Below are 23045 nucleotides of genomic sequence, written 5' to 3' on the forward strand. Positions count from 1 at the left end.
TCATGACAACGACACCCTCACGTTTTGTGGCTGTGTGGCGCAAACTGCCTATTGTTCACCAGGTTCGCCAGTCGGTAGGACTCCAGCGCGGCATGCTCGTTGCCGGGCTCATTCTGACCGGCATCTTCTTGCTGACGGCACTTTTTGCTCCGCTGCTTGCTCCCTACGGTTTCTCGCAGTTGCGAGACGAAGAGGGTTCCTTTGGTGCGCAGGTTCCTCCGGGCGGTCAACACATTTTGGGCACCACCGTTGGTGGCTACGATGTGCTCTCGCGCGTGATTTGGGGTTCGCGTACCGCGCTGCTCGTGATCGTCGTTGCCGTTGCGCTGTCGATCTTCGCCGGAGTGCTTCTCGGTCTGGTCTCGGGTTACCTTGGCAGCTGGATCGACCGCGTTCTCGTGGTCATCTCCGACGCGGTATACGCGTTCCCGACGCTCCTGCTAGCGATCGTCGCGGCTATTGCGATTAGCGGTGGCCAGTCGAGTTTCTGGGGTGGAGTGTTTGCGGCGGCAGTATCGATCACCGTGGTCTATATCCCGCAGTATTTCCGTGTCATCCGTGCTGAAACGGTGCGAATCAAGTCGGAGGCCTACGTCGAATCGGCGAAGGTCATTGGCTCGAGCACGCCGCGGATTATGTTCCGCCACGTGTTCCGCAACGCTACGCGCACTCTGCCGTTGATCTTCACACTCAACAGCTCTGAGGCCATCCTGACTCTCGCGGGTCTTGGCTTCCTCGGCTTCGGTATTGAGCCATCCGCTGCGGCTGAGTGGGGTTACGACCTCAACAAGTCGATTTCGGATGTCACGAGCGGCATCTGGTGGACGTCACTGTTCCCCGGGCTCGCGATCGTTCTCGTGGTCCTCGGGATCACTCTGGTGGGGGAGTCGCTCAATGACCTCGCTGATCCTCGCTTGCGCACGCGTCGTCGTGCCGACCAGTCGGCGCCAGCGTTAGAAACTGCTCCCATCTCGACGCTCGCCCTCAACGACGATATCGACGCTATTGACCCGCTGGAGGCTCGCTCATGAGCAACATCGTTGAGATCAGGAATCTCGAAGTAACGTTCGCGACCGATGGCGGAGACGTCAAAGCTGTCGATGATGTGTCGCTGACTCTCGCCCCGGGCGAGGTTCTGGCGATCGTCGGCGAGAGTGGCAGTGGCAAGAGTGTGACGGCCAAGTCTGTTCTCGGGCTGTTGCCCGAGACTGCGGTGTCACGCGGTGCCATCGTGCTTAACGGCAAAGAAGTTATTGGAATGTCCGGCAAGCGTTTGCGTGAGCTTCGCGGCGTAGATGTGGCGATGGTTTTCCAAGAGCCATCCACCGCGCTCAATCCCGTCTTCACGGTGGGCTGGCAGATCGCAGAAGGGCTTCGCGCCCACGGCAATGTGAGCAAGCGCGAGGCTCGAACGAAAGCGATCGAGATCCTGCGCAAGGTGGGCATTCCGGAGCCAGAGTCGCGCGTTGACTACTACCCGCACCAGTTCTCGGGTGGACAGAAGCAGCGTGTCGTCATCGCCATGGCGCTCGTGCTCGAGCCAGAGCTCATCGTGGCCGACGAGCCAACAACCGCTCTGGATGTCACCGTTCAGGCGGAAATCCTCGATCTGCTGCGCCGGTGCCGTGATGAGTTCGGTGCCGCGATCATCCTGATCACCCACAACATGGGTATCGTCGCCGATCTCTCCGATCGTGTTGCCGTGATGTATCAGGGCAAGCTGGTTGAAGAAGCCCCAGCTCAGCAGTTGTTTGATTCGGCCAAGCACCCTTACACGCAGAAGTTGCTTGCCGCCGTTCCCCGTATCGGTTCGGGTGCGTCGCGGGCAGCAGCACGTGTATCTGATCGTGCGGCCGCGGGCGGCGAAAAGAATGTCGAACCTGTCGTCATTGCTGACAACCTCGAGATCGAGTTCCCTGGCCGTTTCGGTCGCGCGCCGTTCCGTGCTGTCGATCGCGTGAGCTTCACAATCTCACCCGGCGAAGTCCTCGGGCTGGTCGGCGAGAGCGGTTCGGGCAAAACCACGATCGGTCGTGCCATTGGTGGGCTCAACAAAATCACCGGTGGTTCGTTGTCTGTTCTCGGCCACGAAATGCTGGGCTTCAAAGAACGTCAGTTCCGGCCGCTGCGCAGCGACATCGGGTTTGTCTTCCAAGACCCTGCCTCCAGCTTCAACCCGCTGCTCACCATCGCTCAGTGCGTTGCTGAGCCGCTGATCGTGCACGGCAAGGCCGAAGACCCGAATGATGCGCGCGGACGTGTTGATGAGCTTCTCGAGGCCGTTCAGTTGCCGAAAGCCTTTGGGGATCGCTTTCCGCACGAGTTGAGCGGCGGACAGCGCCAACGCGCCAGCCTTGCGCGTTCACTCGCGTTGCGACCTCGACTGCTGATCGCCGACGAACCGACAAGTGCACTTGACGTGTCGGTGCAAGCGAAGGTACTTGAACTGTTCGCGGACCTACAACGGGATCTCGGCTTCGCGGCCTTGTTCATTAGTCACGATCTTGCGGTTGTCGACATGCTGTCGGATCGCATTGCGGTGCTCTACAAGGGGCAGCTCGTGGAGGAGGGTGTTGGCTCTGAGGTGCTCGGCAATCCGCAGCATCCGTACACTCAACGACTGTTGGCCTCGCTGCCCGTACCGGATCCTCGCGAGCAGACCGAGCGCCGTGAAGCACTGAGGGCGCTGACTGACGTAGATTATTGAGGTGACTTCTACTCAGCCCACCGTGAGCGCCCGCGACTTGTCGCTGCGCTACCCGTCACGCAACCCTGAAACGCGTTCGATTGCTGTCAATGGTTTGAGTTTTGAGATCGCCGCTGGCGAAGTATTGACCGTTGTGGGCGAGAGTGGCTCGGGCAAGAGCACTCTTGCCAAAGCGGTTGCACTTCATGCTGAGACGGGCGCCTACGGTTCGCCGCTATTTAGCGGGGGAGAGCTCGCGGTGCTCGGCACCGAACTGCGCTCGGTGAGTCGACGCAAGCGCGATCGATTGAGCTTGCGCGTGGGCTATCTGCCTCAGGATGCGGGCAACCACCTCAATAGTCGGCTCACGATCGGCGAGAACATTGCTGAACCGATTTTTGTGCGGGATCGTCGTTTCAACCAGCGGGAAGCCGCCGAAGCTGTTGCGACCCTCATCGACACTGTGCGTTTGCCGCTCTCGGTCATGAACCGGTACCCGTACGAGTTGAGCAAGGGGCAGCGTCAGCGCGTTGCGATTGCACGTGCCATGATCCTTGAGCCGCAACTGCTCGTGGCCGACGACCCCACCGCCGGTATTGACGTCAACGTGCGCGCAGCCATCCTCGACCTCATCGTTGATCTGCAAGCGCAACGCGAATTCTCGGCACTGCTGGTCACCGCTGACCTGGCCGCGGTCCGCCGGGTCGCCACGAATGTTGCGATCATGCATCGCGGCATCCTCGTTGGTTCTGGTGAACTTTCAGAAGTCCTTTCCGACCCGTGGCACCCCTATGTGAAGGGGCTCGCCCACTCACTTGTGGAGCTCGAACGTGAACAGCACTAACGAAATAACGCCCGACGTAAACCCCGTGCCCGCCTCGACCTGGTTGGTGGGCGGCTGGGGTGCGGATATGGAGTGCGAGTCCGAAGGCATCTCTGTCCTGCGCAGCAGGCCGGATGGGTCGCTCGAGCTCGCGCAACGCGTTGCGGAGGTGCCCTCGGCATCCTTTATCGTGGTCGATGGTGACCGCGTGTATTCGACGCTCGAAGGATCAGGCCAGGTCGCAGTATTCGACCGCGACGGCGAGAACCTCAGCACTCCAACGTTCACCGCCAGCGGAGGCCAATACCCCTGCCACATCGCGGTCCAAGGCTCCACGATCATTGCCGCAAACTATGGCACCGGCACGCTCGGAGTCATCGAGGCTTCGGCGGAACCCACGGCGCTCGACACGCGTCAGGTCGTCGAGACTGTCGGGCTCGGTCCACGACCGCAACAAGAGGGCCCGCACGCGCACTCCTCAGTTTTCGTCGATGACGGCACGCTCTTCACTCTCGATTTGGGCGCCGACCTCATCCGCGTTTTCAGCTACGTCGATTTCGCGATCGAACAGATCGCCGAGGTCGCTACGCCGGCAGGGTTTGGACCGCGCGATATCGTCGCCCGCCCCGGCAATCTGTTCTATGTGCTCGGAGAACACGGATGCGGCTTGCTCGTTTTCGAGTGGAAGAACCGTGCACTGCAGCAACTGTGCTCCATCGCGCTGCCTGGTGCTGTGGAAGGCGACCAAGCGTCCGCCATCGCAATCTCAGCCGACGGCCGCTTCGCCTACGCTGGGGTGCGCCACAGCAATCAGATTGCGGTCATGACGATTGCTGACGATGGCCGAAGCGTTGCACCGCTCACTTCTGTGTCGTGCGAGGGGAACTGGCCGCGCCACATCATCATGAGCGACGACATTCTTCACGTCTGCAACCAGTATTCGCACGAAGTGGCTAGTTTCAGAATTGATCTCAACGGTATTCCGCAGCTGATTGCCCCACCAACCCGGGTGCTTTCGCCAACATACCTCGCCAGAATCGGCTGATGGTTTTTCAAGTGCGAAATCATTTGCTAAAGTAATTGAGTCGCACAGCGATCCTCGATAGCTCAATTGGCAGAGCAACGCACTGTTAATGCGTAGGTTCTTGGTTCAAGTCCAAGTCGAGGAGCTTATAAGTCCCGGTCACTTCGGTGGCCGGGACTTCGTGCTTTCCGGGAGGTGCTTTTCCCGCGAAGTTGTGGGCGAGTTTTCTCGCGTTGTCGCGACTGCAGCCTGGCACCGAGAATCTTTCTCTACTCCGCCGGGAGTAGGGCACGCTGCACCGCCGAGCCGACGCGGTAGTACCCCGCGCCAACTACCATCAAAGGATGTCTTCGTCATCCCGTCGCTCGACGCCGCGCGCATCGAAGGCGATGCTCGACGCCGTCGTGAACGGCACGGGTGTCAGCGCATCGCAGTCTCCGCGGTCGCGTCGTTTGCGGCGGTGGATTCCCGTCGTTATTTCGCTACTGGTGCAGGTGCCCATCACGATCGTGGGGGTGATCTGGACGGGTGCTTATGCGGAGTACGGTGATGCGGCATCCGAACTGCCGTTCACTACTGTTCTTGAGTTGAGCAGTATTGGTGCCGGCGCGATTGTCGCCATCGCGCTGTCGATTGTTGGCCCGCTGCTGCTGCTGTGGATTCGGCGTTATCCCGGGCCCATCATCGCTGTGATTTCGGCGTTGGCGGCGGCAGACTTTCTCATTGGCTACTCGGTGCTCTCCGCGCCGTACCTCGCACTTGCATTCGCGATTGTCATTGCGATCTCGCACGGTGCTCGCACCTGGACGTGGGTGTCGATGATTGTCGTGTGGGAGGCAACGCTTCTTGCCGCTCTGGTCGTGGGCATCGAGCTCGACCCGTATCGCATCGTCCCCACCACGATCGGTCTGTTGCTGGTGCTCGGGTTTGCTGAAGTGAATCGTCGTCGGCGTGAACAGCTCGAGCAGTTCCACGCCGCTTTTGCGAGTCGTCGTGAAGAAGAGCTGCGCGCCGAGCGTACGAGAATCGCGCGTGAGTTGCACGACGTCTTGGCACACTCCCTGAGCCAGATAAACGTGCAGGCCGGCGTCGGTCTTCACCTCATGCACAAGCAGCCAGAACAGGCCGAGGAAGCTCTCGCGAGCATCAAAATCTCGAGCAGAGAAGCGCTTAACGAAGTGCGATCGCTGCTGGGGATGCTGCGCAGTGAGGACTCGGGCGCTGCGGAGGGTGCTGCCGATAATGCGCCGCTCGTCCCCGAGCCAGATCTCTCTCGCCTCGCGAGCCTCGCCGATTCTGTGCGTGCGCAAGGCGTTGAGGTTGATCTCACTTCAGAGATCTCAGAGCACACTGCCGCGGCCGTCCAGCTGGCGCTGTATCGCATCGTGCAAGAGTCACTCACGAACGTGGTGCGGCATGCATCGGCGACCTCTGCGGTTGTCTCGCTGGTGGTCGAGGGCGACGACTATCTCGTTACTATTACCGATGACGGTGTCGGTATCGATACCGATGGTCACACGGAGGGGCGAGGGCTGCTGGGCATGCGAGAGCGAGCTGAACTACTCGGGGGCGCGATGACGGTGCGTGATCGTGCGCCGCGCGGCACCGTGGTGACGGCTCGAATTCCGCGCCGTTCGGCATCCGCATGATCCGGATTGTTATTGCCGATGACCAGCAGCTGATCCGTGCCGGCTTCAGCAGCCTCCTCAACGCCGAAGAGGGCATCGAAGTGGTGGGCGAAGCGGCAACCGGCACCGAGGTCATTGAGGTGGTTCGTCGTGAGCGCCCCGACGTTGTCTTAATGGACATTCGGATGCCCGAAGGTGACGGTTTGTGGGCGACCGAACAGATCGCGACCTATCCCGAACTCGCTGATACGCGCATCATTGTTGTGACAACCTTCGAAGTGGACGAGTACGTCGCTCGGGCTATCCGTGCTGGCGCCAGCGGTTTTCTTGTGAAAGACACCGAGCCTGTTGAACTGATTCGAGCGGTTCGTGTTGTGGCCTCAGGCGATGCACTCTTGAGTCCCGGCGTCACCAAACGACTCCTCGAACGCTTTGCTCGCGGCTCTCATGCGGCCGTCGATGATGCCATCTTGTCGGCCATTACCGATCGTGAACGTGAGGTGCTGGCCCTTGTCGGCCAGGGGCTCACCAACGCAGAGATCGGTACCAAACTCTTCCTGAGCCCGCTCACGGCCAAAACTCACGTCTCGCGCATCATGTCGAAGCTTGCAGCCCGAGACCGCGTGCAACTCGTCGTGATCGCGTATGAGACCGGGCTTGTCTCGCTGGGGCGGGCGGTGTGACGAGCAGCATGACGGATGGCATTGCAGACGGTGTCGCACACAGAAAACGGCACCCGGCACGGTCTCCCGAAGTCTCGGCGGCTATCCGCTCCAGCTTTGCGGTGGGCCTTGCTGTTGCCGCGTACGGAATTTCCTTTGGCGCACTGGCAGTAGCGGCGGGGCTGGATGTCTGGCAAGCCTGCGTGCTCAGCCTGTTGATGTTTTCGGGCGGCTCCCAATTCGCTCTCGTTGGTGTGCTCGCGACGGGTGGCACAGCGGCCGGCGGTGCAGCGATCGCTAGTGCGGTGCTGTTGGGTGCGCGCAACTCGTTGTACGCCCTGCGCGTGGCTCCCATGATCGGCTCTGGGTTTGCCAAACGACTGTTGGCGGGCCACTGGACTATCGACGAGAGTACAGCCGTCTCCACAGCGCAGCCCACCCTCGCAAGCCAGCGTGCGGGCTTCTGGTGGACTGGCGCCATCATCTACGTCGGTTGGAACCTGACGACCCTCGTCGGGGCGCTCATTGGCGACCAACTGGGCGACGTGAGCCAGTACGGATTAGATGCCGCTGCCGCAGCAGCGTTCCTCGGGCTCCTGTGGCCGCGATTGAAGCAGCTGCAACCCATTGTGGTGGCGGTCGGTGCCGCAGTCGTTGCCGCGGTGCTCATGCCCGTTCTGCCCGCGGGGCTGCCGGTGCTCGCCGCGACGCTCGTAGCTGTCGCCGTGGGCCTGACAAACTGGCTGGGAACCCGCGAGAGCGACCTCGCCGAAGCTGAACCCGATCCGATGGGGGAGCGATGACGGTCTGGCACATCATTCTGATCGCCTCGATCGCCGTGCTCGCCCTCAAGCTCGCGGGCTTCACGATCCCCGCGGCGTGGGCCGAGAAACCCACGGTGGCGAGGCTCGCTAATCTGCTCACGGTCTCGCTATTGGCGGCACTCATCGTTGTTCAGACGTTCGGTTCAGCGCGCGGCTTTGAAGTGGATGCCCGGCTTCCGGCCGTCGCCGTCGCCGCCATGCTTTTCTCGCTGCGAGTGCCCTTTATAGTCGTGATCATCGCGGCCGCTCTCGTAGCCGCCGGTATTCGGGCGCTGACGTAGAGCGCTTTTCCGTGCGGGGGTTGCGCTGACTTAGGCGTCGAGCTGTTCCTCGGTGGGCAACCACGAGAGCCCAGGCTGACCCCAGCCCTGCTTGCGAATCGCTTTCGCGGCCGCCTTGGCATCCGGAGCCTGCAGGCGGTCGGCGTAGAGCACGCCGTCGAGGTGATCGTATTCATGTTGGAAGATGCGGGCGAGCCAGCCCGACGCTTCAATTTCGAACGGCTGTTGCTGCAGGTCGAAGGCGCGCAGGATGACGCGGTCGGCACGGGCAAGCGGGTAGCGTTCGCCGGGAATCGAGAGGCAACCCTCTTCATCCGCGTCGTCGGAGTCGAGCACGGGGGTGGAGCTTTGCCAAAGTTCGGGATTGATGGCGACACCGTGCCAGTGCGTGTCGTCGTCGTCGGTCCAGTCGTAGACGAAGATGCGTAAGCCGACGCCGACCTGCGGCGCGGCCAAGCCGACGCCCGGTGCTTCTTCCATCGTCTCGATCATGTCGTTGACGAGAGTCGTGAGCTCGCTATCGAAGGCCGTCACCGGGCTCGCTGGAGTGTGGAGCACCGGATCGCCGGTGATAATGATGGGAAGAACGGCCATGTACCCAGAATATCCCGTGCGAACCGAGTACATTTGACGAGTGCCGCCGGACATACTTGACCTCAGCGATCAGATAAGCCTGACGCCGCTGCAAGCGGTGGGTATTCCGTTGGCCCTCATCGGCGCGATCCTGTTGTCGCTGGGAGCGCAGTTTCAACATCGTGGCGTTGCCCGCATGGAGCAGCACCATGGCAGCGAAGCCAGCGCAGGCCTCAACTTTTCCCAGATCAAGGCGCTGCTTGCCCGTCCGTCGTGGGTAATCGGCACGGCGTTTCTCGGGCTCGCCATCGTTTTTCAGCTTTCGAGCCTGTCGCTTTCCCCGCTCATGGTGGTGCAACCCCTCGGCGCCGTTGCGCTCGTGATGACCGCGATCATGAATTCCCGCGTCGCGAAGGTGCGCTTGGATGCCATTTCCATTCGAGCGATCGTGATGTGCGTTGTCGGTGTTGGTGTGTTTGTCGGAATCGCCGCGATGTTCGCCAAGTCCACGGTTATCACCCAGCGTGAGCTGTCAATTGTGCTCATCGTCTTGGCGATCGTCTTGGCACTCTGGATCGTGCTGTTCCTGGTCTTCCGCACGAACGCGTCCCCTGTTTTTTATATCTTGGGTGCCGGCATGCTGTTTGGTTTCGTCGCGACGCTCGCCAAGGTTGTCATCGACCGCATCAAGACGATCATGATTTCGGGTTCTGGATTTGAGAGCACGGATTTTCTTACGATCCTGTGCATTGTTGGGCTCATCGCTGCGTCCCTTCTCGGTTCGTACTTCGTGCAGACCGCATACGCCTCCGGCCCGCCAGACCTCGTGGTGGCGGGACTCACCGTTATCGACCCGCTCGTTGCGGTGACGGTCGGCATCCTCGTTCTGGGAGAAGCAGCCGATGCGCCGCTCTGGGCAATCATTGCGTTTGTGATTACGGGTGCCGTGGCCATTTTCGGTGTGTTCTCGCTGTCGAAGCACCACCCGCAACTGAAGTCGTAGTATTTCGAGGCGCTCGGTCGAGCAGCCCGTGCGTGCAGGCCGCGTGAGGTACGTTATTAGATGCCGTTGACCTGACTGGGTCGTAAACGCACTGGCTCGTGACGCACAACTGTTAAGGAACTCTTCGACTGTGACTTCCGCTGTGAGACGCTCGCCCCACGAGGGCAAACCGCGACTTCGCATTCTGATCGGTGCCGACACTTTCTGGCCACAAATTAATGGTGCAGCGACCTTCATTGCTCGATTGGCCGCTGGTCTCGCTGAGCGCGGACATGATGTGCACATCGTGGCTCCCTCGTACTCCAACAAGAAGTTGGGCGCGATGGTCGAGGAGCATGAGGGGCAGAAAATGACCCTGCATCGCCTCTACTCGTGGCGCTGGCTCGGCCACCCGTGGCTTCGGTTCATGATGCCGTGGCGAGTCAGGCAAAATTCGGCACGCATTCTTGATCAGGTGAAGCCCGATGTCATCCACTTTCAGTCGCACATCATCGTCGGCCGCGGCATGACGATCGAGGGCGAAAAGCGAGGAATTCGTCTCGTCGGCACTAATCACTTCATGCCCGAGAATTTGCTCGATCACGCCTACATCATTCCCAAATTCTTGCGCCGAAAAGCTATTCAGGCGGGGTGGGCTGCTGCCGGACGTTCCTTCTTGCGTGCCGCGTGGGTAACCACTCCGACCCGGCGCGCCGCCGAATATCTCGAAGCAAACACGAACGTGCGCAACGTCGTTGCGGTGTCGTGTGGGATCAATGCCGATGGTTACAACGGCAATCTTGAGCCCAAGCCGGAGAATCTCATTGTGTTCTTGGGGCGCCTCTCCGACGAGAAGCAGATCGATAAACTCATTCGCGCTCTCGCGATTCTTGACCCTGCGCTCGACGCGAAGCTCGAGATTGTGGGCGGGGGAGAGCTCGAAGGAAAACTTCGTGCCCTTGCAGCCTCTTTGGGCGTCGCGGATCGTGTGACCCTCACCGGATTTGTCGAGCAAGATCAACTGCGTGATGCGCTTCAGCGTGGTTCAGTGTTCGCGATGCCATCGATCGCGGAGCTGCAAAGCATCTCAACAATGGAAGCGATGGCGTCTGGGCTGCCCGTCGTTGCTGCTGACGCCATGGCTCTGCCTCACCTTGTGCACGATGGGGAGAACGGGTTCCTGTTCGAGCCCGGCAACGTCGAGGATCTGGCCGCAAAACTCACCCGAGTGCTGTCGATGCCAGCGGATGAGGTGCTGAAGTTCAAGAAAGAAAGCTTGGCAATTGTGGCTGCCCACGACATCCAGCGCACATTGGACACGTTCGAGAGCATGTATCGCGGCGAAGAGGTCTCTGCAGCGGTGTCATCCGACAAAAAGAACGAGAGCGCCTCCTAAGCGGAGACGCTCTCGTGGGAGCCACAGCAATCGGCTCGTGAGTGTAGGCGTGGAGCCTACTTCTTTGCGGGGGTGCGGTTTTCGGCCGATACCATCCAGGCGTACTGTTCAAGCGTTTCGAGAATGCCGTGGAGTAGATCCGCGCTCGTGGGGTCTTCTTCGTCGATGGGATCGTGCACTTCGCGAATCGTTTCGATTGTTGCTTCGAGGCGCTCTGTCAGAAGGTCGATGGTGTGGGCAGTGTCCACCTCGCCAGCCGGAAATGCGGGAAGAGTCGTGGTCTCGGCCACGGTGTCGCTGCGGCCGTCGGGGGTGGCGTGGAGTGCGCGCATCCGTTCGGCGATGGTGTCGCTGAAGCCGCGTGCAGCATCAATGATTTCGTCAAGCACAAGGTGAGTGTCGCGGAAGTTCTTGCCCACGACGTTCCAGTGGGCCTGCTTGCCCTGAAGCTGAAGCTCGAGCAGCTCTACGAGAACCTGCTGAAGACGATCTGCCAAGCCCTTGGAGGCGGTAAAGCCGCGCTCAGCATTCTGCTGGCGAGTTTTGCGAGCCCCAGATTTGGCCGGACTTGTGGTCTGCGCTTTCTGTGAATCAGTCATGGCTCCACCGTACGAGCGTTGGTTTGATGCTGGCTCAACGTTGCGTGAGAGGAAGCTGAGCGTGCGGTGGTCGCTTTCGTAGACGGCACGTGTTGCGCGCAGTGGCGTGCCCTTCGTAGTCCGAATTGCCGGTAACGTAGATACGCGCCTGCAGCAGTGCAGGCACGGGGCGGTAGCTCAGCTGGTTAGAGCAGCGGACTCATAATCCGTCGGTCATGGGTTCAAGTCCCATCCGCCCTACTTCTGTTTCTATTCAAGGCGTGGGCGAAGTTGGTCGAGCTGCTCCACTGTCATGGTCGGTGCGGTGAAGTGCTCGGGGTAGTTTGCGCCGCTGCGGTTTACCCACACCGTCGAAAGCCCTGCTGCGGCGGCACCGTGGATGTCCCAAGGGTGCACTGCCACGAGGTAGACAGCGGTCGTGTCCAGGGCAGTGCCGGTGCGGGCCAGCGCGGTCTCGTAGGACGCGCGCGCGGGTTTCCAAGAGGAATGCTCTTCCACTGACAAAAAGCCGGCCATGGCATCCGCGACTCCGGCCTCCGTGAGCATGCGTTCGGCATTGCTCGCGGGCCCGTTTGAGAGCGTGAAGAGTCGGTGGCCGGCCTCGTGCAGTGAACGGATGCCGGGGACCACGTCGCTGTGGAGGCTCACGTTCGAAAACGCGGCGATCACCGCATCCACGGCGTCATCGATCGGCAAGCTCAGCGCGGAACTGCTGAGGGCGTCTCGCGCGTTCGTCGCAGCGATGTCGAGAAAACGGGCCTCGCTGCCGACCGCGGTGAGTGCGAAGCCATCCCGCAGGATGCTGGCAAACCATGACGACGCGAGTCCGCGGGCTGCACCGACGGTTTCGAATGCGTCTCCGACGGGCGAAAGATCGGAGAGGGTCTCGTTGACGTCGAAGAAAATTGTCGCTCGTGTGCTCGTCATGGCATCCCCACTAGTCCGGCTGATCCGGCCGTCAATGGCGCATGCTCAGCGTGTGACTCCCTACGGTACGCGCAGTACCGAGCGCCCGCCTGATAACGGCAGCACGAGTCTGCTGGGGTCGCTATCTGACTGTGGTGCGCTAGCGTTCTCGGGCGATAAAAAAGCCGGTCAGAGGTAAAGTGCTTTCCGCTGAGGAATGGGCTATGGTCAGGGTTAGCACGCCAACTGAGACAAGGGGAAGCGGAGTAATCATGGCTGGAAAATCGCCTAGAGGAAGTACAAAAAAGGAAGCCAAGCTGTCGATCAAAGACAAGCGGGCGCAGAAGCGGGCCAAGCTCGACGACACCGGCTTTATCAAGCCGCGTAAGGGCCAATAACGGCCCATCCCTCGAACTCATCAGATTCCACACCCAATTTCGATGAGTTCAGCGTGGCGGCATGCAGTCGCAGGCACGGAAATCCCGTGTCCCTTCAGTGCGCCTGCGCCGCCACGCCCATCATGATGCCGCGCGAGAGGTTAGCTGCGCACCTTGCCACGACCGAAGATGAGCCACAAGATCGAGCCGAAAATCGACAGGAAGAACGCCACCAAGATCCAGAGGAACTTGCCGACGACACCATGGTTGGTGCTCTTGGCGATCGAGACCACGGTGATGATGAAGACGACGAGTCCGACGATGCCAAAACTGAAGCTAATAGGTTCCATGGTCTAAATCTACTGGGCATGGCACTATCAAGTTATGAGTTTGCTGGATGCTGCGTGGCAGTCCCTGGGGGAAGATGCTGCCGCCCTCGCCTTAGTGCGTGACAATGGCACGGCTGTGCCCCTCGCTGGGGCGCTCCCGTCGGGCCGCTTTGTTCATGATGCGATCGCCGCGGCATCATTTTCTGCCTCGCTGCTTGCCGCGAGGAGGGTCGGATGCGCGGTTCCTTCGGTTGAACTCAATCCGCTGAAAGTGGCGACAGCGGTCACGAGCGACAAGCATTTTCGCCTGAACGGTGAACCCATGGCGGCCTGGGCGGAGCTTTCTGGTTTCTGGCCCTGCAGCGATGGCTGGGTTCGCACACATGCGAACTATCCGCACCACCGCGCAGCCCTTCTTCGCGCCCTTGAACTTGCCGAAGAGACGGGCGCTGACGAATTCATGCTCGCTCTCCACGCCATGCGTGCGGCCGACGTCGAGGACAAGGTCGTTGCCGCCGGGGGAGTCGCGACCGTCGTGCGCACCGCAGAGGAATGGTCCGAGCATCCACAGGCCCGTGCTCTGGCCGAACTGCCGGTAATCGAGTTGACGTCGCTCGGCGATACTGAACCGGCTCAACTGACCGAAACAACCGTCGATGCGCCCCTTGCGGGGCTCCGGGTGCTCGACCTCACTCGGGTGATTGCGGGACCCGTCGCCGGCCGCACCCTCGCCCTGTGGGGTGCAGACGTTCTGCGCATCGACAGTCCACAGCATCCCGAAATCCATTGGCAGCACCTCGACACCGGCGCCGGAAAGCGCTCGGCCTTGCTCGACCTTGAGATCGAAGCCGACCGCACGACCTTCGAGAAACTGCTCGAGACCGCGGATGTCGTACTCACCGCGTATCGCCCCGGTTCCTTAGATAAGTTCGGTCTTTCGCCCGCGGCTCTCGCCGAGCGTCGCCCGGGAATCATCGTGGGCCGCCTTTCAGCGTGGGGAACAGTCGGACCGTTGGCGGAGCGCCGTGGCTTCGACAGCATTGTTCAGGCAGCAACAGGAATCGCGCTGGTCGAAGGCGAAGGCAAGGGAACGCCGGGCGCTCTACCTGCTCAAGCTCTGGACCATGCCGCTGGTTATCTGCTTGCGGCAGGCATCACGACGGCAGTACGCCGCCGGATCGATGCGGGCTACTCATGGCTAGTGGAGGTATCGCTCGCGCGACTGGCGACCGAATTGCTGCAGCAGCGACGTCCGCGGCACGCGCCGACGGCATCCGCTGGTTTCACCCCGACGGTGACGATTCACGACGGGGTGACTAGTGCCGTTCCTGCGCCGGCCTACGCGGGCGGGCCTGGACGCTTCAGCGCCCCTGCGGTCGAGTGGGGTTCGAGCGAAGCGGCGTGGCTTTCCCGACCAAGCTGATCTAGCTTGGTCGCGCGACCGATCTGGCTTTCCTGAAATAATCCCGTGTCGGCGGTGGTTGGCATCATGGACTTCAACAAGGATGGACTTATGACTGACACTGCTGCGCCCACACTCACGCCCGAAGCCAAGCTCGCTATCTTCCGCGAACGTCGCGACCAGGCGGTCGTGCAGCAGAACGGCAACCTTGCTCTCACCAATACCCAGTGGGTGGACGCTGAGCAGACCATTTGGGGCGTGCCTGGCACGTGGGCTCCCCACGAGGATGGGCTCACGGTCACGGCCACCGCAGAAGACAACATCGTGGTTGACGGCACCCTCGTGGAAGGCAGCGCCGTAGTGCGCAGCAAGAGCCACGAGAACCCCAGCGCGGTTGTCTTCGGTGAAACGGTCACGGGCTTTGTCATCAAGGCGCCTGAGGGAAACCACGCCCTGCGTGTGTGGGACAGCAACTCGCCCGCCATCCAAGAATTCGGCACGATTGATGCCTACGCCTACAACCCGGACTGGGTGATCACCGCCGCCTTCACGCCTAACCCTGAAGGCACCACGCTCGGGTTCGAACACCTCAAGGATGACGGCCAGGAGCGCGAGCAGCCGATTCCCGGTGACATCTCCTTCACGAAGGATGGCGTCGACTACAACCTCGCTGCGTTCAAGTCGGGTCGTGCCCTTCAGCTCGTTTTTGCGGATGCTACGAGCGGCGTCGACACCTATAGCGTCGGTCGTTTTCTGTTCGTCGCCCCCAACCCCGACGGCACCATCGTTCTCGACTTCAACCTCGCGATCCTGCCGCCCTGCGCCTTCAGCTACAACTTCAACTGCCCCATGCCGCCGAAACAGAACCGTTTCGCGGTCGCCATTGAGGCTGGTGAAAAGAACGTTCTGAAGAAGGACGGCTCGCTGCTTCACGACTAGCCGCGCGGCGAGTGCGACTCCAAGAATTCAAATACTTCGGTGGTGTCAACCCCGGGATACATTCCGGTGGGCATTGCCGCGAGCAGCGAACTGTTGAGCCGCGCGCTCGGGATCGAATGTTGCGCCCAGCGCGACGACAGGTTCTCGGGCGCGCTGCGGCAGCATCCCTCATCAGGACACGTTGAGACGGCACGATTCGTGGTGTCGCGCCCACGGAACCACTTTGCTGACGCAAACGGCGTGCCCAGGCTCACCGAGAAATCACCGCGTCGGCCCGACTGGATGCGCGACGTGCACCAGTAAGTGCCGCCTGGCTTGTCGGTGTACTGGTGGTACGGGCTGAAGCGGTCCTCGACGTCAAAGACTTGGCGCGCACTCCATTGCCGGCACACGATTTGTCCCTCGATTGCGCCAAGCGCATCCGTCGGAAACGCTGCACTGTCGTTTTCGTAGGCCTTGGAAATTGTGCCGCCCTCGTGCACCTTCAAGAAGTGCACCGGAACGCCCAAATGTTCGGTCGCCAAGTTGGTGAAGCGGTGGGCTGCCGTCTCGTACGGCACCGCGAATGCATCGCGCAGATCTTCGACGGAAAGTTCTCGCTGCGCTTTCGCCGCAGTGAGAAAGTCGACCGCGGTCTTCTCCGGCACCATGAGGGCCGCCGCCAGATAGTTGGTTTCCACGCGCTGATACAGAAACTCGGAGTAGTCAGCAGGCTCCCGGATGCCCAACACATGCCCCGCAAGTGCCTGCAGCAGCGTCGAGCGTGGGTCGGTTCCTTCGCCCTGCGCCACCGGCAAGTAGATACGGCCATTGCGCAGATCCGTCACGCTGCGAGTGGTGGCGGGCAGATCGGGCACGTAGTGCAGTGAAAACCCGAGGTGGGAGGCAAGGTCAGAGGCAACCCGTTGGGAGAGCGGTCCGCCGGTGTGGCCGACGGCATCCAACAATTCTCGGGCTGTCGTCTCAAGTTCACCAAAGTAGTTGTTGCGCCTGCGCATCATGCGCCGCAGTTCGGTATTAGCGCGGCGGGCTTCCTCAGGCGTTGCCGCACGCTCACGGTGCAAGCGCTGCAGCTCGTCGTGCAAGCCGAGCACGGTTTCGATTGCCTCATCGCTGAGGGTCTTGCGCACCGGCAGTTCGGGCAGCGCGAGCGAGTTGTAGAGCGGACCGCGCTGCGCGCGTTCGAGAGCGATCTCGAGGGCAGCACGCCGAGAAGGCGGCTCTGAGCTCAGCAGTTCATCCACCGACACCTCAAAGAAGTGGGCGATCTTCTGCAACTCGCTGAGTTTGAGCTCTCGCTTGCCGTTCTCGATAACGGAGACCTGAGAGGCCGCACGCTCGAGTGCGGCACCCAGGTCATCGAGGGTGAGACCGCGATCGGTGCGGAGTTGACGGATGCGGCGGCCAACAGTGAGGGAATCGAACATGTCCTCATCGTCTGCCTGCGTACGCGTGCGTGGGGTCATCCGAACATCCTCCTTGATGGTCTTCTATCGAAAAACAGAAGAATCCAGATAATTCTGCAACAAATCGTGGTGAAGAACTAGTGCAGGGGTACCAGAGTCGAAGAAACGAAGTACCGATGAACCACTGACGAAGGAGCCAGCAATGACGAACAACCGCCCCGGCGACCAAAACCAGACAGCAGCCGAACTCGAAACTGAGTGGAAGACGGATGCACGCTGGAACGGAATCGAACGCGATTTCAGCGCCGAAGACGTCATTGCCCTCCGCGGAAGTGTTAGGGAAGACCGCACGCTTGCTCGTCGCGGCGCCGAGAACCTCTGGAACCTCCTGCAGCGCGACAACACCGAATGGGTCGCCGCGCTTGGCGCGCTCACCGGCAACCAGGCCGTGCAGCAAGTGCGCGCCGGCCTCGAAGCGATTTACCTCAGCGGCTGGCAAGTCGCCGCCGACGCGAACCTGTCGGGCCAGACCTACCCCGACCAGAGCCTCTACCCAGCCAACAGCGTTCCGGCCGTTGTGCGTCGCATTAACAACGCGCTGATGCGGGCCGACCAGATTGAGACCGCCGAGGATGGCGCTCCAAAAATTGATTGGATGGCGCCGATTGTGGCCGACGCAGAAGCCGGCTTTGGTGGGCCTCTTAACTCCTACGAGCTCATGTCCTCCATGATCGAAGCCGGAGCGGCTGGCGTTCACTGGGAAGATCAGCTCGCGTCAGAGAAGAAGTGTGGCCACATGGGCGGCAAGGTTCTCATCCCGACCGCACAGCACGTTCGCACACTCAACGCTGCTCGACTCGCTGCTGACGTTGCCGGGGTATCGAGCATCATCATTGCTCGCACCGACTCGCTTGCTGCCGACCTCATTACCAACGATGTGGATGACCGCGACAAGCCATTCTTGACGGGGGAGCGCACCAGTGACGGCTTCTACCGCACCACTCCGGGCATTGAAACAGTCCTCAGTCGCGGCCACGCCTACGCGCCCTACGCAGATCTGCTCTGGGTCGAAAGTGCGAAGCCCGATCTTGAGCTGGCGCGCACCTTTGCGGAGAGCATCCACAAGGAGTTCCCCGGCAAGAAGCTCGCCTACAACTGCTCGCCATCGTTCAACTGGAAGCGTCACCTCGACGATGACCAGATCGCGAGCTTCCAGCGCGAGTTGGCGGCGATGGGTTACGCCTTCCAGTTCATCACTCTTGCCGGGTTCCACGCCCTTAACCACTCGATGTACACCCTTGCTCGGGGCTACAGCGAGCGTCACATGAGTGCGTATGTGGAACTGCAAGAGGCAGAGTTCGCGTCTGAAGCAGACGGCTACACGGCAACGCGCCACCAGCGCGAGGTCGGAACAGGGTACTTCGATCGCATCGCGACGGCCCTCAACCCCACGAGCGAAACCCTCGCCCTCGTCGGCAGCACCGAAACGGCGCAATTCCACTAAATAGGCACCGCCACTAAATCGGCACCGCCACCCCTCGACTACACAACTTTCTAAGGACAGATTATGACTACTCGCAGAATGGAACCGATCGCTGAATCGGAGGAACGATTCGACGAAATTTTGACCCCGGATGCGCTGCATTTCCTCACTCGGCTGCATGACCAGTTCGCTGGTCGCCGCCATGACCGCCTCGCGGCTCGCATGGAATCGCGCAAGCACATCACGAACGGGCGCAACTTGCGCTTTTTGCCGGAGACGGCAGCGATTCGGGAGGATGACAGCTGGCGCGTTGCCGGTGCCGGTCCTGGCCTCGATGACCGTCGGGTGGAGATCACAGGGCCGACAGATCGCAAGATGACCGTCAACGCCATGAACTCGGGGGCGAAGGTATGGCTTGCCGATCAGGAAGACGCGACAAGCCCGACCTGGCACAACGTCATCGGCGGCCAGATCAACCTGTACGACGCGATCCGTCGCCAGATTGACTTCACTACTGACGAGGGCAAGACCTATGCTCTCGGCGAAGAGACGCCAACGATCGTGATGCGACCGCGCGGCTGGCATCTGGTAGAAAAGCACCTCCGGTACACCGACCGAGCAGGGTTGCGCACGCCGGCATCCGGCTCCCTCGTAGACTTCGGGCTCTACATATTCCATAACGCGCACGAACTCATCGAGCGCGGCAGTGGCCCGTACTTCTACATCGCTAAAATCGAGAATCACCTCGAAGCGCGCCTGTGGGATGACGTGTTCACGTTCGCCGAAAACGCTCTGAACATTCCGCACGGCACGATCCGCGCGACGGTACTGATCGAGACGATTCCTGCGGCGTTCGAGATGGAAGAGATCCTCTACGAGCTGCGCGAGCACTGCGCTGGGCTCAACGCAGGGCGCTGGGATTACATCTTCTCGATCATCAAGAACTTCCGTGGTCGCGGGGCGAGCTTTGTGCTCCCTGACCGCTCCGCCATCACGATGACGGTGCCGTTCATGCGGGCCTACACGGAACTACTGGTTGCGACCTGCCACAAGCGGGGAGCACATGCCATCGGAGGCATGAGCGCGTTCATCCCGAACCGTCGTGACCCCGAAGTGACCGCTCGCGCCCTCGACGCCGTGACACGAGACAAGCGCCGCGAGGCCACCGATGGCTTCGATGGCACTTGGGTCGCGCATCCGGATCTCATCCCCACTGCTCGCGCCGAGTTTGACGCGGTACTGGGGGAGCGTCCCAACCAGGTCGACCGCCTGCGCGACGACGTTCACGTGACCGCCGACGATTTGCTCGACCTGCGCATCGATGGTGCGGTAACGGATGCCGGAGTGCGTTCCAACGTCTCCATCGCGTTGCGCTACATCGAGAGCTGGCTCCGCGGAGTCGGCGCCGCCGCCATCGACAACCTCATGGAGGATGCGGCGACAGCAGAGATTAGTCGCAGTCAACTGTGGCAGTGGATGCACCAGCGCGTCGTGACCGCCGAGGGTACACCCATCACGCACCGGCGCATTGAGGAAGAACTCGCCCACGTGTTCGCGACGCTCGAGCGCACCCCGGGCGACCGCTTCGATGATGCTGCGGCAGTGTTCCGCGAAGTGACGCTTGAGGATGATTTCCCCACCTTCCTCACGCTCAGCGCCTACAGCAGCTATCTCGTAGAACAGCCCCGCGAGACTGCTGCCTGACCCGTCCATGGGCTAGCCGCGTATTATGAGGGCACTCGACCAACGTTGATCGGAGTGCCAGTGGCTAGCCCGTGGATGTCCACCGCTGAATCCAGCGCGCGTGCCCTCGTAGAGCAAGCGCACAACACTGCGATCGGTGATCGTTCGGTCGCCACCGGCGTTCGCCGTTTGGTACATGAATCGTGGCAACGATCGCTGCAACTCGAACTTGATCCCGATCAGCCGCTCGACTCGCGACAACTCACCGACCACGACCTGCGCGAGTATCGAGACTCTCACCCGCTGTCACTTGCTCTTCCCACGATTCACCGCCTCCTTATTCGTCACACCCTCGACGCCGGCCTCATCGTCGCGATCGGCGACCAAGATGGCCGCCTCCTGTGGATCGACGGAGATCGCACGCTCCGCCGCCGCGCGGAGGGAATGCTATTCGTCGAAGGCGCGGACTGGAGTGAGAAAGCCGTGGGAACAAGCGCTCCCGGCACAGCGCTCGCTCTCGACCACGGCATCCAAATTCATGGAGCCGAACACTTCAATCGGATCGTGCATCCTTGGAGCTGCACCGCTGTTCCCGTCCATGATCCGTCGACCGGCGCAATGCTCGGCGTTATCGACATCACCGGTGGCGATGACGCAGTCGCGCCCGCGACGCTCCCTCTGATGGAAGCAGCCGTCGCCGCTGTCGAGTCAGAGCTGCGCATTCAAACCCTCGATGCCGAGCGAGCTCGTCCGCGGCGCACGATCCACCGCGCGGTTGTGCGGCCTGAAGCGCTGCCGGCACTCTCTGTTCTCGGTCTCGAAGGAGGTGCTCTCGAACTCTCGGGCACGGTAATCGAGCTGAGCGTGCGCCATGCCGAGATTCTGGTGTTGTTGGCCTGGCATCCCGCGGGGCTCTCTGCTGAGCGGCTCGCTGAACTATTGGGGTGCTCAGTCGATACGGTTCGGCCCGAAATGGTCAGACTGCGTCGGGTGCTCGAGAAAGCTGACCCGAGTCTTGTCCCGACTTCGCGCCCGTATAAGCTCGCGCGAGCCCTCGATCTTGATGCCCGTCGGGTGCTCTCTTTTCTCGATCGCGGCGCGCATCGTGTGGCGTTAGCCGGGTACTCGGGGCCGGTGCTGCCCCGCTCTGTCGCTCCCGGTATTCGTTCGATTCGGGATGAAGTCTGCTCCCGGGTGCGCGACGCGATGTTGACCGACGCCTCGCTCGACACGCTGCTGACCTATGCCCGCAGCGATGAGGCCGCCTACGACGTTGAAGTGTGGACGGCCTGCCTCGCCCGATTGCCCGCCAAATCTCCGAAACGGGCCTCGGTCGTCTCGCGCCTCGAACGTATCAACGCCGAGCTCGCCTAACTTCCTCGCTGCCTCGCCGCCGACTGCTTCGCAAGAAGTTGCAACGTTGCGGCAACCTGCCCGCACCTAGAGTTCTGGCCACGGCACGAGTTGTGCCGTCGCATCCCAGACAACGACGTCGACAGGAGTCAGCTCATGACCATCTATGCAGCCCCCGGCACACCCGAATCTCTCATGACTTTCAAACCACGCTACGAGAACTGGATTGGCGGTGAGTGGGTCGCTCCGGTCAAGGGGCAGTACTTCGAAAACCTCTCCCCGGTCAATGGACGCCCGTTCACCGAGGTAGCCCGCGGCACTGCGGAAGATATCGAGTTGGCTCTCGATGCAGCCCACAAGGCGGCCCCTGCGTGGGGCAAGACCTCCACCACCGAGCGCGCAGCGGTTCTTCACAAGATCGCGGATGTCATTGATGCGAATCTCGAGATGCTGGCTGTCGCCGAAAGCTGGGATAACGGCAAGCCGATTCGGGAGCCACTTAACGCTGACCTTCCGCTCGCGGCTGATCACTTCCGCTACTTTGCTGCCGCCATTCGGGCGCAAGAGGGCCACTTCGCCGAAATGGATGGCGACATGACGGCGTATCACTACAAGGAACCGCTCGGAGTGGTTGGGCAGATCATTCCGTGGAACTTCCCGATCCTGATGGCCGTGTGGAAGCTCGCTCCAGCGTTGGCCGCGGGTAACGCGGTAGTCCTGAAGCCGGCGGAGCAGACGCCCGCCTCGATCTTGGTCCTCATCGAACTCATCGGGGATATCCTCCCGCCCGGTGTCCTCAACATCGTGAACGGATTCGGCGTCGAAGCCGGGAAGCCGCTCGCCTCAAGCCCGCGCATCCGCAAAATCGCGTTCACGGGGGAGACCACCACTGGCCGACTGATTCTGCAGTACGCCAGTGCCAACATCATCCCGGCGACTCTGGAACTGGGCGGAAAGAGCCCGAACATGTTCTTCGAGGATGTTGCGGACCGCGACGATGCTTACTACGACAAAGCGCAAGAGGGCTTTGCGCTCTTTGCTTTCAACCAGGGTGAGGTGTGCACGAGCCCGAGCCGGGCTCTGATCCAGAAGTCGATCTACGACTCTTTCTTGGGCGATGCCGTGGAGCGGACGAGCCGTGCGATTCAGGGCAACCCTCTCGACACCGCCACGCAGGTGGGTGCTCAGGCCTCGAACGACCAGCTTGAGAAGATTCTGAGCTACATCGACATCGGTCAGCAGGAGGGCGCGAAACTAGCGCTCGGCGGCGAACGGGTTGATCTGGGTGGCGATCTGAGTGGCGGCTTTTATGTGCAGCCGACAATCTTCGAAGGTCACAACAAGATGCGCCTGTTCCAGGAGGAGATCTTCGGGCCGGTCGTTGCGGTAACAAGCTTCGACGACTACGCCGACGGTATCTCCATCGCCAACGACACGCTCTACGGCTTGGGTGCCGGTGTCTGGTCACGTAATGGCAACATTGCCTACCGGGCCGGACGCGACCTGCAGGCGGGTCGCGTGTGGGTCAACAACTATCACGCCTATCCCGCTGGCGCCGCGTTCGGCGGCTACAAGAGCTCGGGAATCGGCCGCGAAAATAGTGCCCTCGCCCTTGACCACTACCAACAGACCAAGAACCTGCTGGTCTCATACTCCGAGAACGCGCTCGGATTCTTCTAAACCAGGGAT

Annotated in this window: 22 protein-coding genes and 2 tRNA genes; 19 read left to right on the plus strand and 5 right to left on the minus strand. The window is 61.3% G+C overall.

Going from position 1 to position 23045, the window contains the following annotated elements; translation table 11 throughout:
• The first annotated feature begins 2 nt into the window (after positions 1-2).
• From I6E74_RS07510 to I6E74_RS07550, 9 genes are all read left to right on the plus strand, one after another.
• Positions 3-1031, plus strand: a complete 1029-nt coding sequence (locus I6E74_RS07510; RefSeq protein WP_197124422.1) for an ABC transporter permease — start codon at positions 3-5, stop codon at positions 1029-1031.
• Entirely contained in the window at positions 1028-2707 is a 1680-nt protein-coding gene (locus tag I6E74_RS07515; RefSeq protein WP_197124424.1) for an ABC transporter ATP-binding protein, read from the plus strand. The genes I6E74_RS07510 and I6E74_RS07515 overlap by 4 nt, the downstream gene beginning before the upstream one ends.
• A gap of 1 nt (position 2708) precedes the next feature.
• Positions 2709-3530: an ABC transporter ATP-binding protein gene (locus I6E74_RS07520; RefSeq protein ID WP_307784422.1), complete on the plus strand. Its 822-nt coding sequence runs from the start codon at positions 2709-2711 to the stop codon at positions 3528-3530.
• Positions 3517-4554 carry a beta-propeller fold lactonase family protein gene (locus I6E74_RS07525; RefSeq protein WP_307784423.1) on the plus strand — a complete coding sequence of 346 codons (1038 nt, stop codon included), beginning with the start codon at positions 3517-3519 and terminating at the stop codon, positions 4552-4554. The genes I6E74_RS07520 and I6E74_RS07525 overlap by 14 nt, the downstream gene beginning before the upstream one ends.
• Before the next feature lie 51 nt (positions 4555-4605).
• Positions 4606-4678: transfer RNA gene (locus tag I6E74_RS07530), tRNA-Asn, on the plus strand.
• A 199-nt stretch (positions 4679-4877) separates the two neighbouring features.
• Entirely contained in the window at positions 4878-6182 is a 1305-nt protein-coding gene (locus tag I6E74_RS07535; RefSeq protein WP_197124426.1) for a sensor histidine kinase, read from the plus strand.
• Positions 6179-6844 (plus strand): response regulator transcription factor, encoded by a 666-nt coding sequence (locus I6E74_RS07540; protein ID WP_197124428.1) that lies wholly within the window; start codon positions 6179-6181, stop codon positions 6842-6844. The genes I6E74_RS07535 and I6E74_RS07540 overlap by 4 nt, the downstream gene beginning before the upstream one ends.
• 8 nt (positions 6845-6852) lie before the next feature.
• Positions 6853-7626 (plus strand): AzlC family ABC transporter permease, encoded by a 774-nt coding sequence (locus tag I6E74_RS07545; protein WP_231604837.1) that lies wholly within the window; start codon positions 6853-6855, stop codon positions 7624-7626.
• Positions 7623-7928 carry an AzlD domain-containing protein gene (locus I6E74_RS07550; protein ID WP_197124430.1) on the plus strand — a complete coding sequence of 102 codons (306 nt, stop codon included), beginning with the start codon at positions 7623-7625 and terminating at the stop codon, positions 7926-7928. The genes I6E74_RS07545 and I6E74_RS07550 overlap by 4 nt, the downstream gene beginning before the upstream one ends.
• Before the next feature lie 30 nt (positions 7929-7958).
• Here I6E74_RS07550 and def read toward each other — a convergent pair whose 3' ends face one another.
• On the minus strand, positions 7959-8522 hold the full coding sequence (gene def, locus I6E74_RS07555; RefSeq protein ID WP_197124432.1) for a peptide deformylase: 564 nt from the start codon (positions 8520-8522) through the stop codon (positions 7959-7961).
• Between the two features lie 40 nt (positions 8523-8562).
• Here def and I6E74_RS07560 point away from each other — a divergent pair, with 40 nt between their 5' ends.
• Both I6E74_RS07560 and I6E74_RS07565 read left to right on the plus strand, forming a co-directional pair.
• Positions 8563-9504 (plus strand): multidrug DMT transporter permease, encoded by a 942-nt coding sequence (locus I6E74_RS07560; RefSeq protein ID WP_197124434.1) that lies wholly within the window; start codon positions 8563-8565, stop codon positions 9502-9504.
• A 130-nt stretch (positions 9505-9634) separates the two neighbouring features.
• Positions 9635-10879 carry a glycosyltransferase gene (locus I6E74_RS07565; RefSeq protein WP_197124436.1) on the plus strand — a complete coding sequence of 415 codons (1245 nt, stop codon included), beginning with the start codon at positions 9635-9637 and terminating at the stop codon, positions 10877-10879.
• A 56-nt stretch (positions 10880-10935) separates the two neighbouring features.
• On the opposite strand, the gene I6E74_RS07570 is transcribed toward I6E74_RS07565, so the two are convergent.
• Positions 10936-11478: a Dps family protein gene (locus I6E74_RS07570; protein ID WP_197124438.1), complete on the minus strand. Its 543-nt coding sequence runs from the start codon at positions 11476-11478 to the stop codon at positions 10936-10938.
• A gap of 166 nt (positions 11479-11644) precedes the next feature.
• Between I6E74_RS07570 and I6E74_RS07575 the strand changes: the two genes are divergently transcribed.
• Positions 11645-11718, plus strand: a tRNA-Ile gene (locus tag I6E74_RS07575).
• A gap of 9 nt (positions 11719-11727) precedes the next feature.
• Here I6E74_RS07575 and I6E74_RS07580 read toward each other — a convergent pair.
• Positions 11728-12405: a haloacid dehalogenase type II gene (locus I6E74_RS07580; protein WP_197124439.1), complete on the minus strand. Its 678-nt coding sequence runs from the start codon at positions 12403-12405 to the stop codon at positions 11728-11730.
• A gap of 251 nt (positions 12406-12656) precedes the next feature.
• Between I6E74_RS07580 and I6E74_RS14590 the strand changes: the two genes are divergently transcribed.
• Positions 12657-12782: a hypothetical protein gene (locus I6E74_RS14590; protein WP_255529143.1), complete on the plus strand. Its 126-nt coding sequence runs from the start codon at positions 12657-12659 to the stop codon at positions 12780-12782.
• A gap of 140 nt (positions 12783-12922) precedes the next feature.
• On the opposite strand, the gene I6E74_RS07585 is transcribed toward I6E74_RS14590, so the two are convergent.
• Positions 12923-13111 carry a PLDc N-terminal domain-containing protein gene (locus tag I6E74_RS07585; RefSeq protein WP_197124441.1) on the minus strand — a complete coding sequence of 63 codons (189 nt, stop codon included), beginning with the start codon at positions 13109-13111 and terminating at the stop codon, positions 12923-12925.
• Between the two features lie 34 nt (positions 13112-13145).
• Between I6E74_RS07585 and I6E74_RS07590 the strand changes: the two genes are divergently transcribed.
• Together I6E74_RS07590 and I6E74_RS07595 are read left to right on the plus strand one after the other, a co-directional pair.
• Positions 13146-14513 (plus strand): CoA transferase, encoded by a 1368-nt coding sequence (locus I6E74_RS07590; protein ID WP_197124443.1) that lies wholly within the window; start codon positions 13146-13148, stop codon positions 14511-14513.
• Positions 14514-14603: 90 nt separating this feature from the next.
• Positions 14604-15431, plus strand: coding sequence for a DUF1684 domain-containing protein (locus I6E74_RS07595; RefSeq protein ID WP_197124444.1), 828 nt, complete (start codon positions 14604-14606; stop codon positions 15429-15431).
• On the opposite strand, the gene I6E74_RS07600 is transcribed toward I6E74_RS07595, so the two are convergent.
• On the minus strand, positions 15428-16897 hold the full coding sequence (locus I6E74_RS07600) for a helix-turn-helix transcriptional regulator (RefSeq protein ID WP_197124445.1): 1470 nt from the start codon (positions 16895-16897) through the stop codon (positions 15428-15430). The genes I6E74_RS07595 and I6E74_RS07600 overlap by 4 nt on opposite strands.
• A gap of 142 nt (positions 16898-17039) precedes the next feature.
• Here I6E74_RS07600 and aceA point away from each other — a divergent pair, with 142 nt between their 5' ends.
• The 4 genes from aceA to I6E74_RS07620 all read left to right on the plus strand — a co-directional run bounded on the left by aceA (position 17040) and on the right by I6E74_RS07620 (position 23036).
• Entirely contained in the window at positions 17040-18341 is a 1302-nt protein-coding gene (aceA, locus tag I6E74_RS07605; protein ID WP_197124446.1) for an isocitrate lyase, read from the plus strand.
• A gap of 63 nt (positions 18342-18404) precedes the next feature.
• Positions 18405-20024: a malate synthase A gene (gene aceB, locus I6E74_RS07610; protein ID WP_231604839.1), complete on the plus strand. Its 1620-nt coding sequence runs from the start codon at positions 18405-18407 to the stop codon at positions 20022-20024.
• A 60-nt stretch (positions 20025-20084) separates the two neighbouring features.
• Positions 20085-21377, plus strand: coding sequence for a transcriptional regulator (locus I6E74_RS07615; RefSeq protein WP_197124447.1), 1293 nt, complete (start codon positions 20085-20087; stop codon positions 21375-21377).
• A 135-nt stretch (positions 21378-21512) separates the two neighbouring features.
• Positions 21513-23036 carry an aldehyde dehydrogenase family protein gene (locus I6E74_RS07620; RefSeq protein ID WP_197124448.1) on the plus strand — a complete coding sequence of 508 codons (1524 nt, stop codon included), beginning with the start codon at positions 21513-21515 and terminating at the stop codon, positions 23034-23036.
• The last annotated feature ends 9 nt before the right edge of the window (positions 23037-23045 follow it).

Origin of the sequence: Salinibacterium sp. SWN139, from assembly GCF_015864625.1 — a bacterium.
Taxonomy (GTDB): Bacteria; Actinomycetota; Actinomycetes; order Actinomycetales; family Microbacteriaceae; genus Rhodoglobus.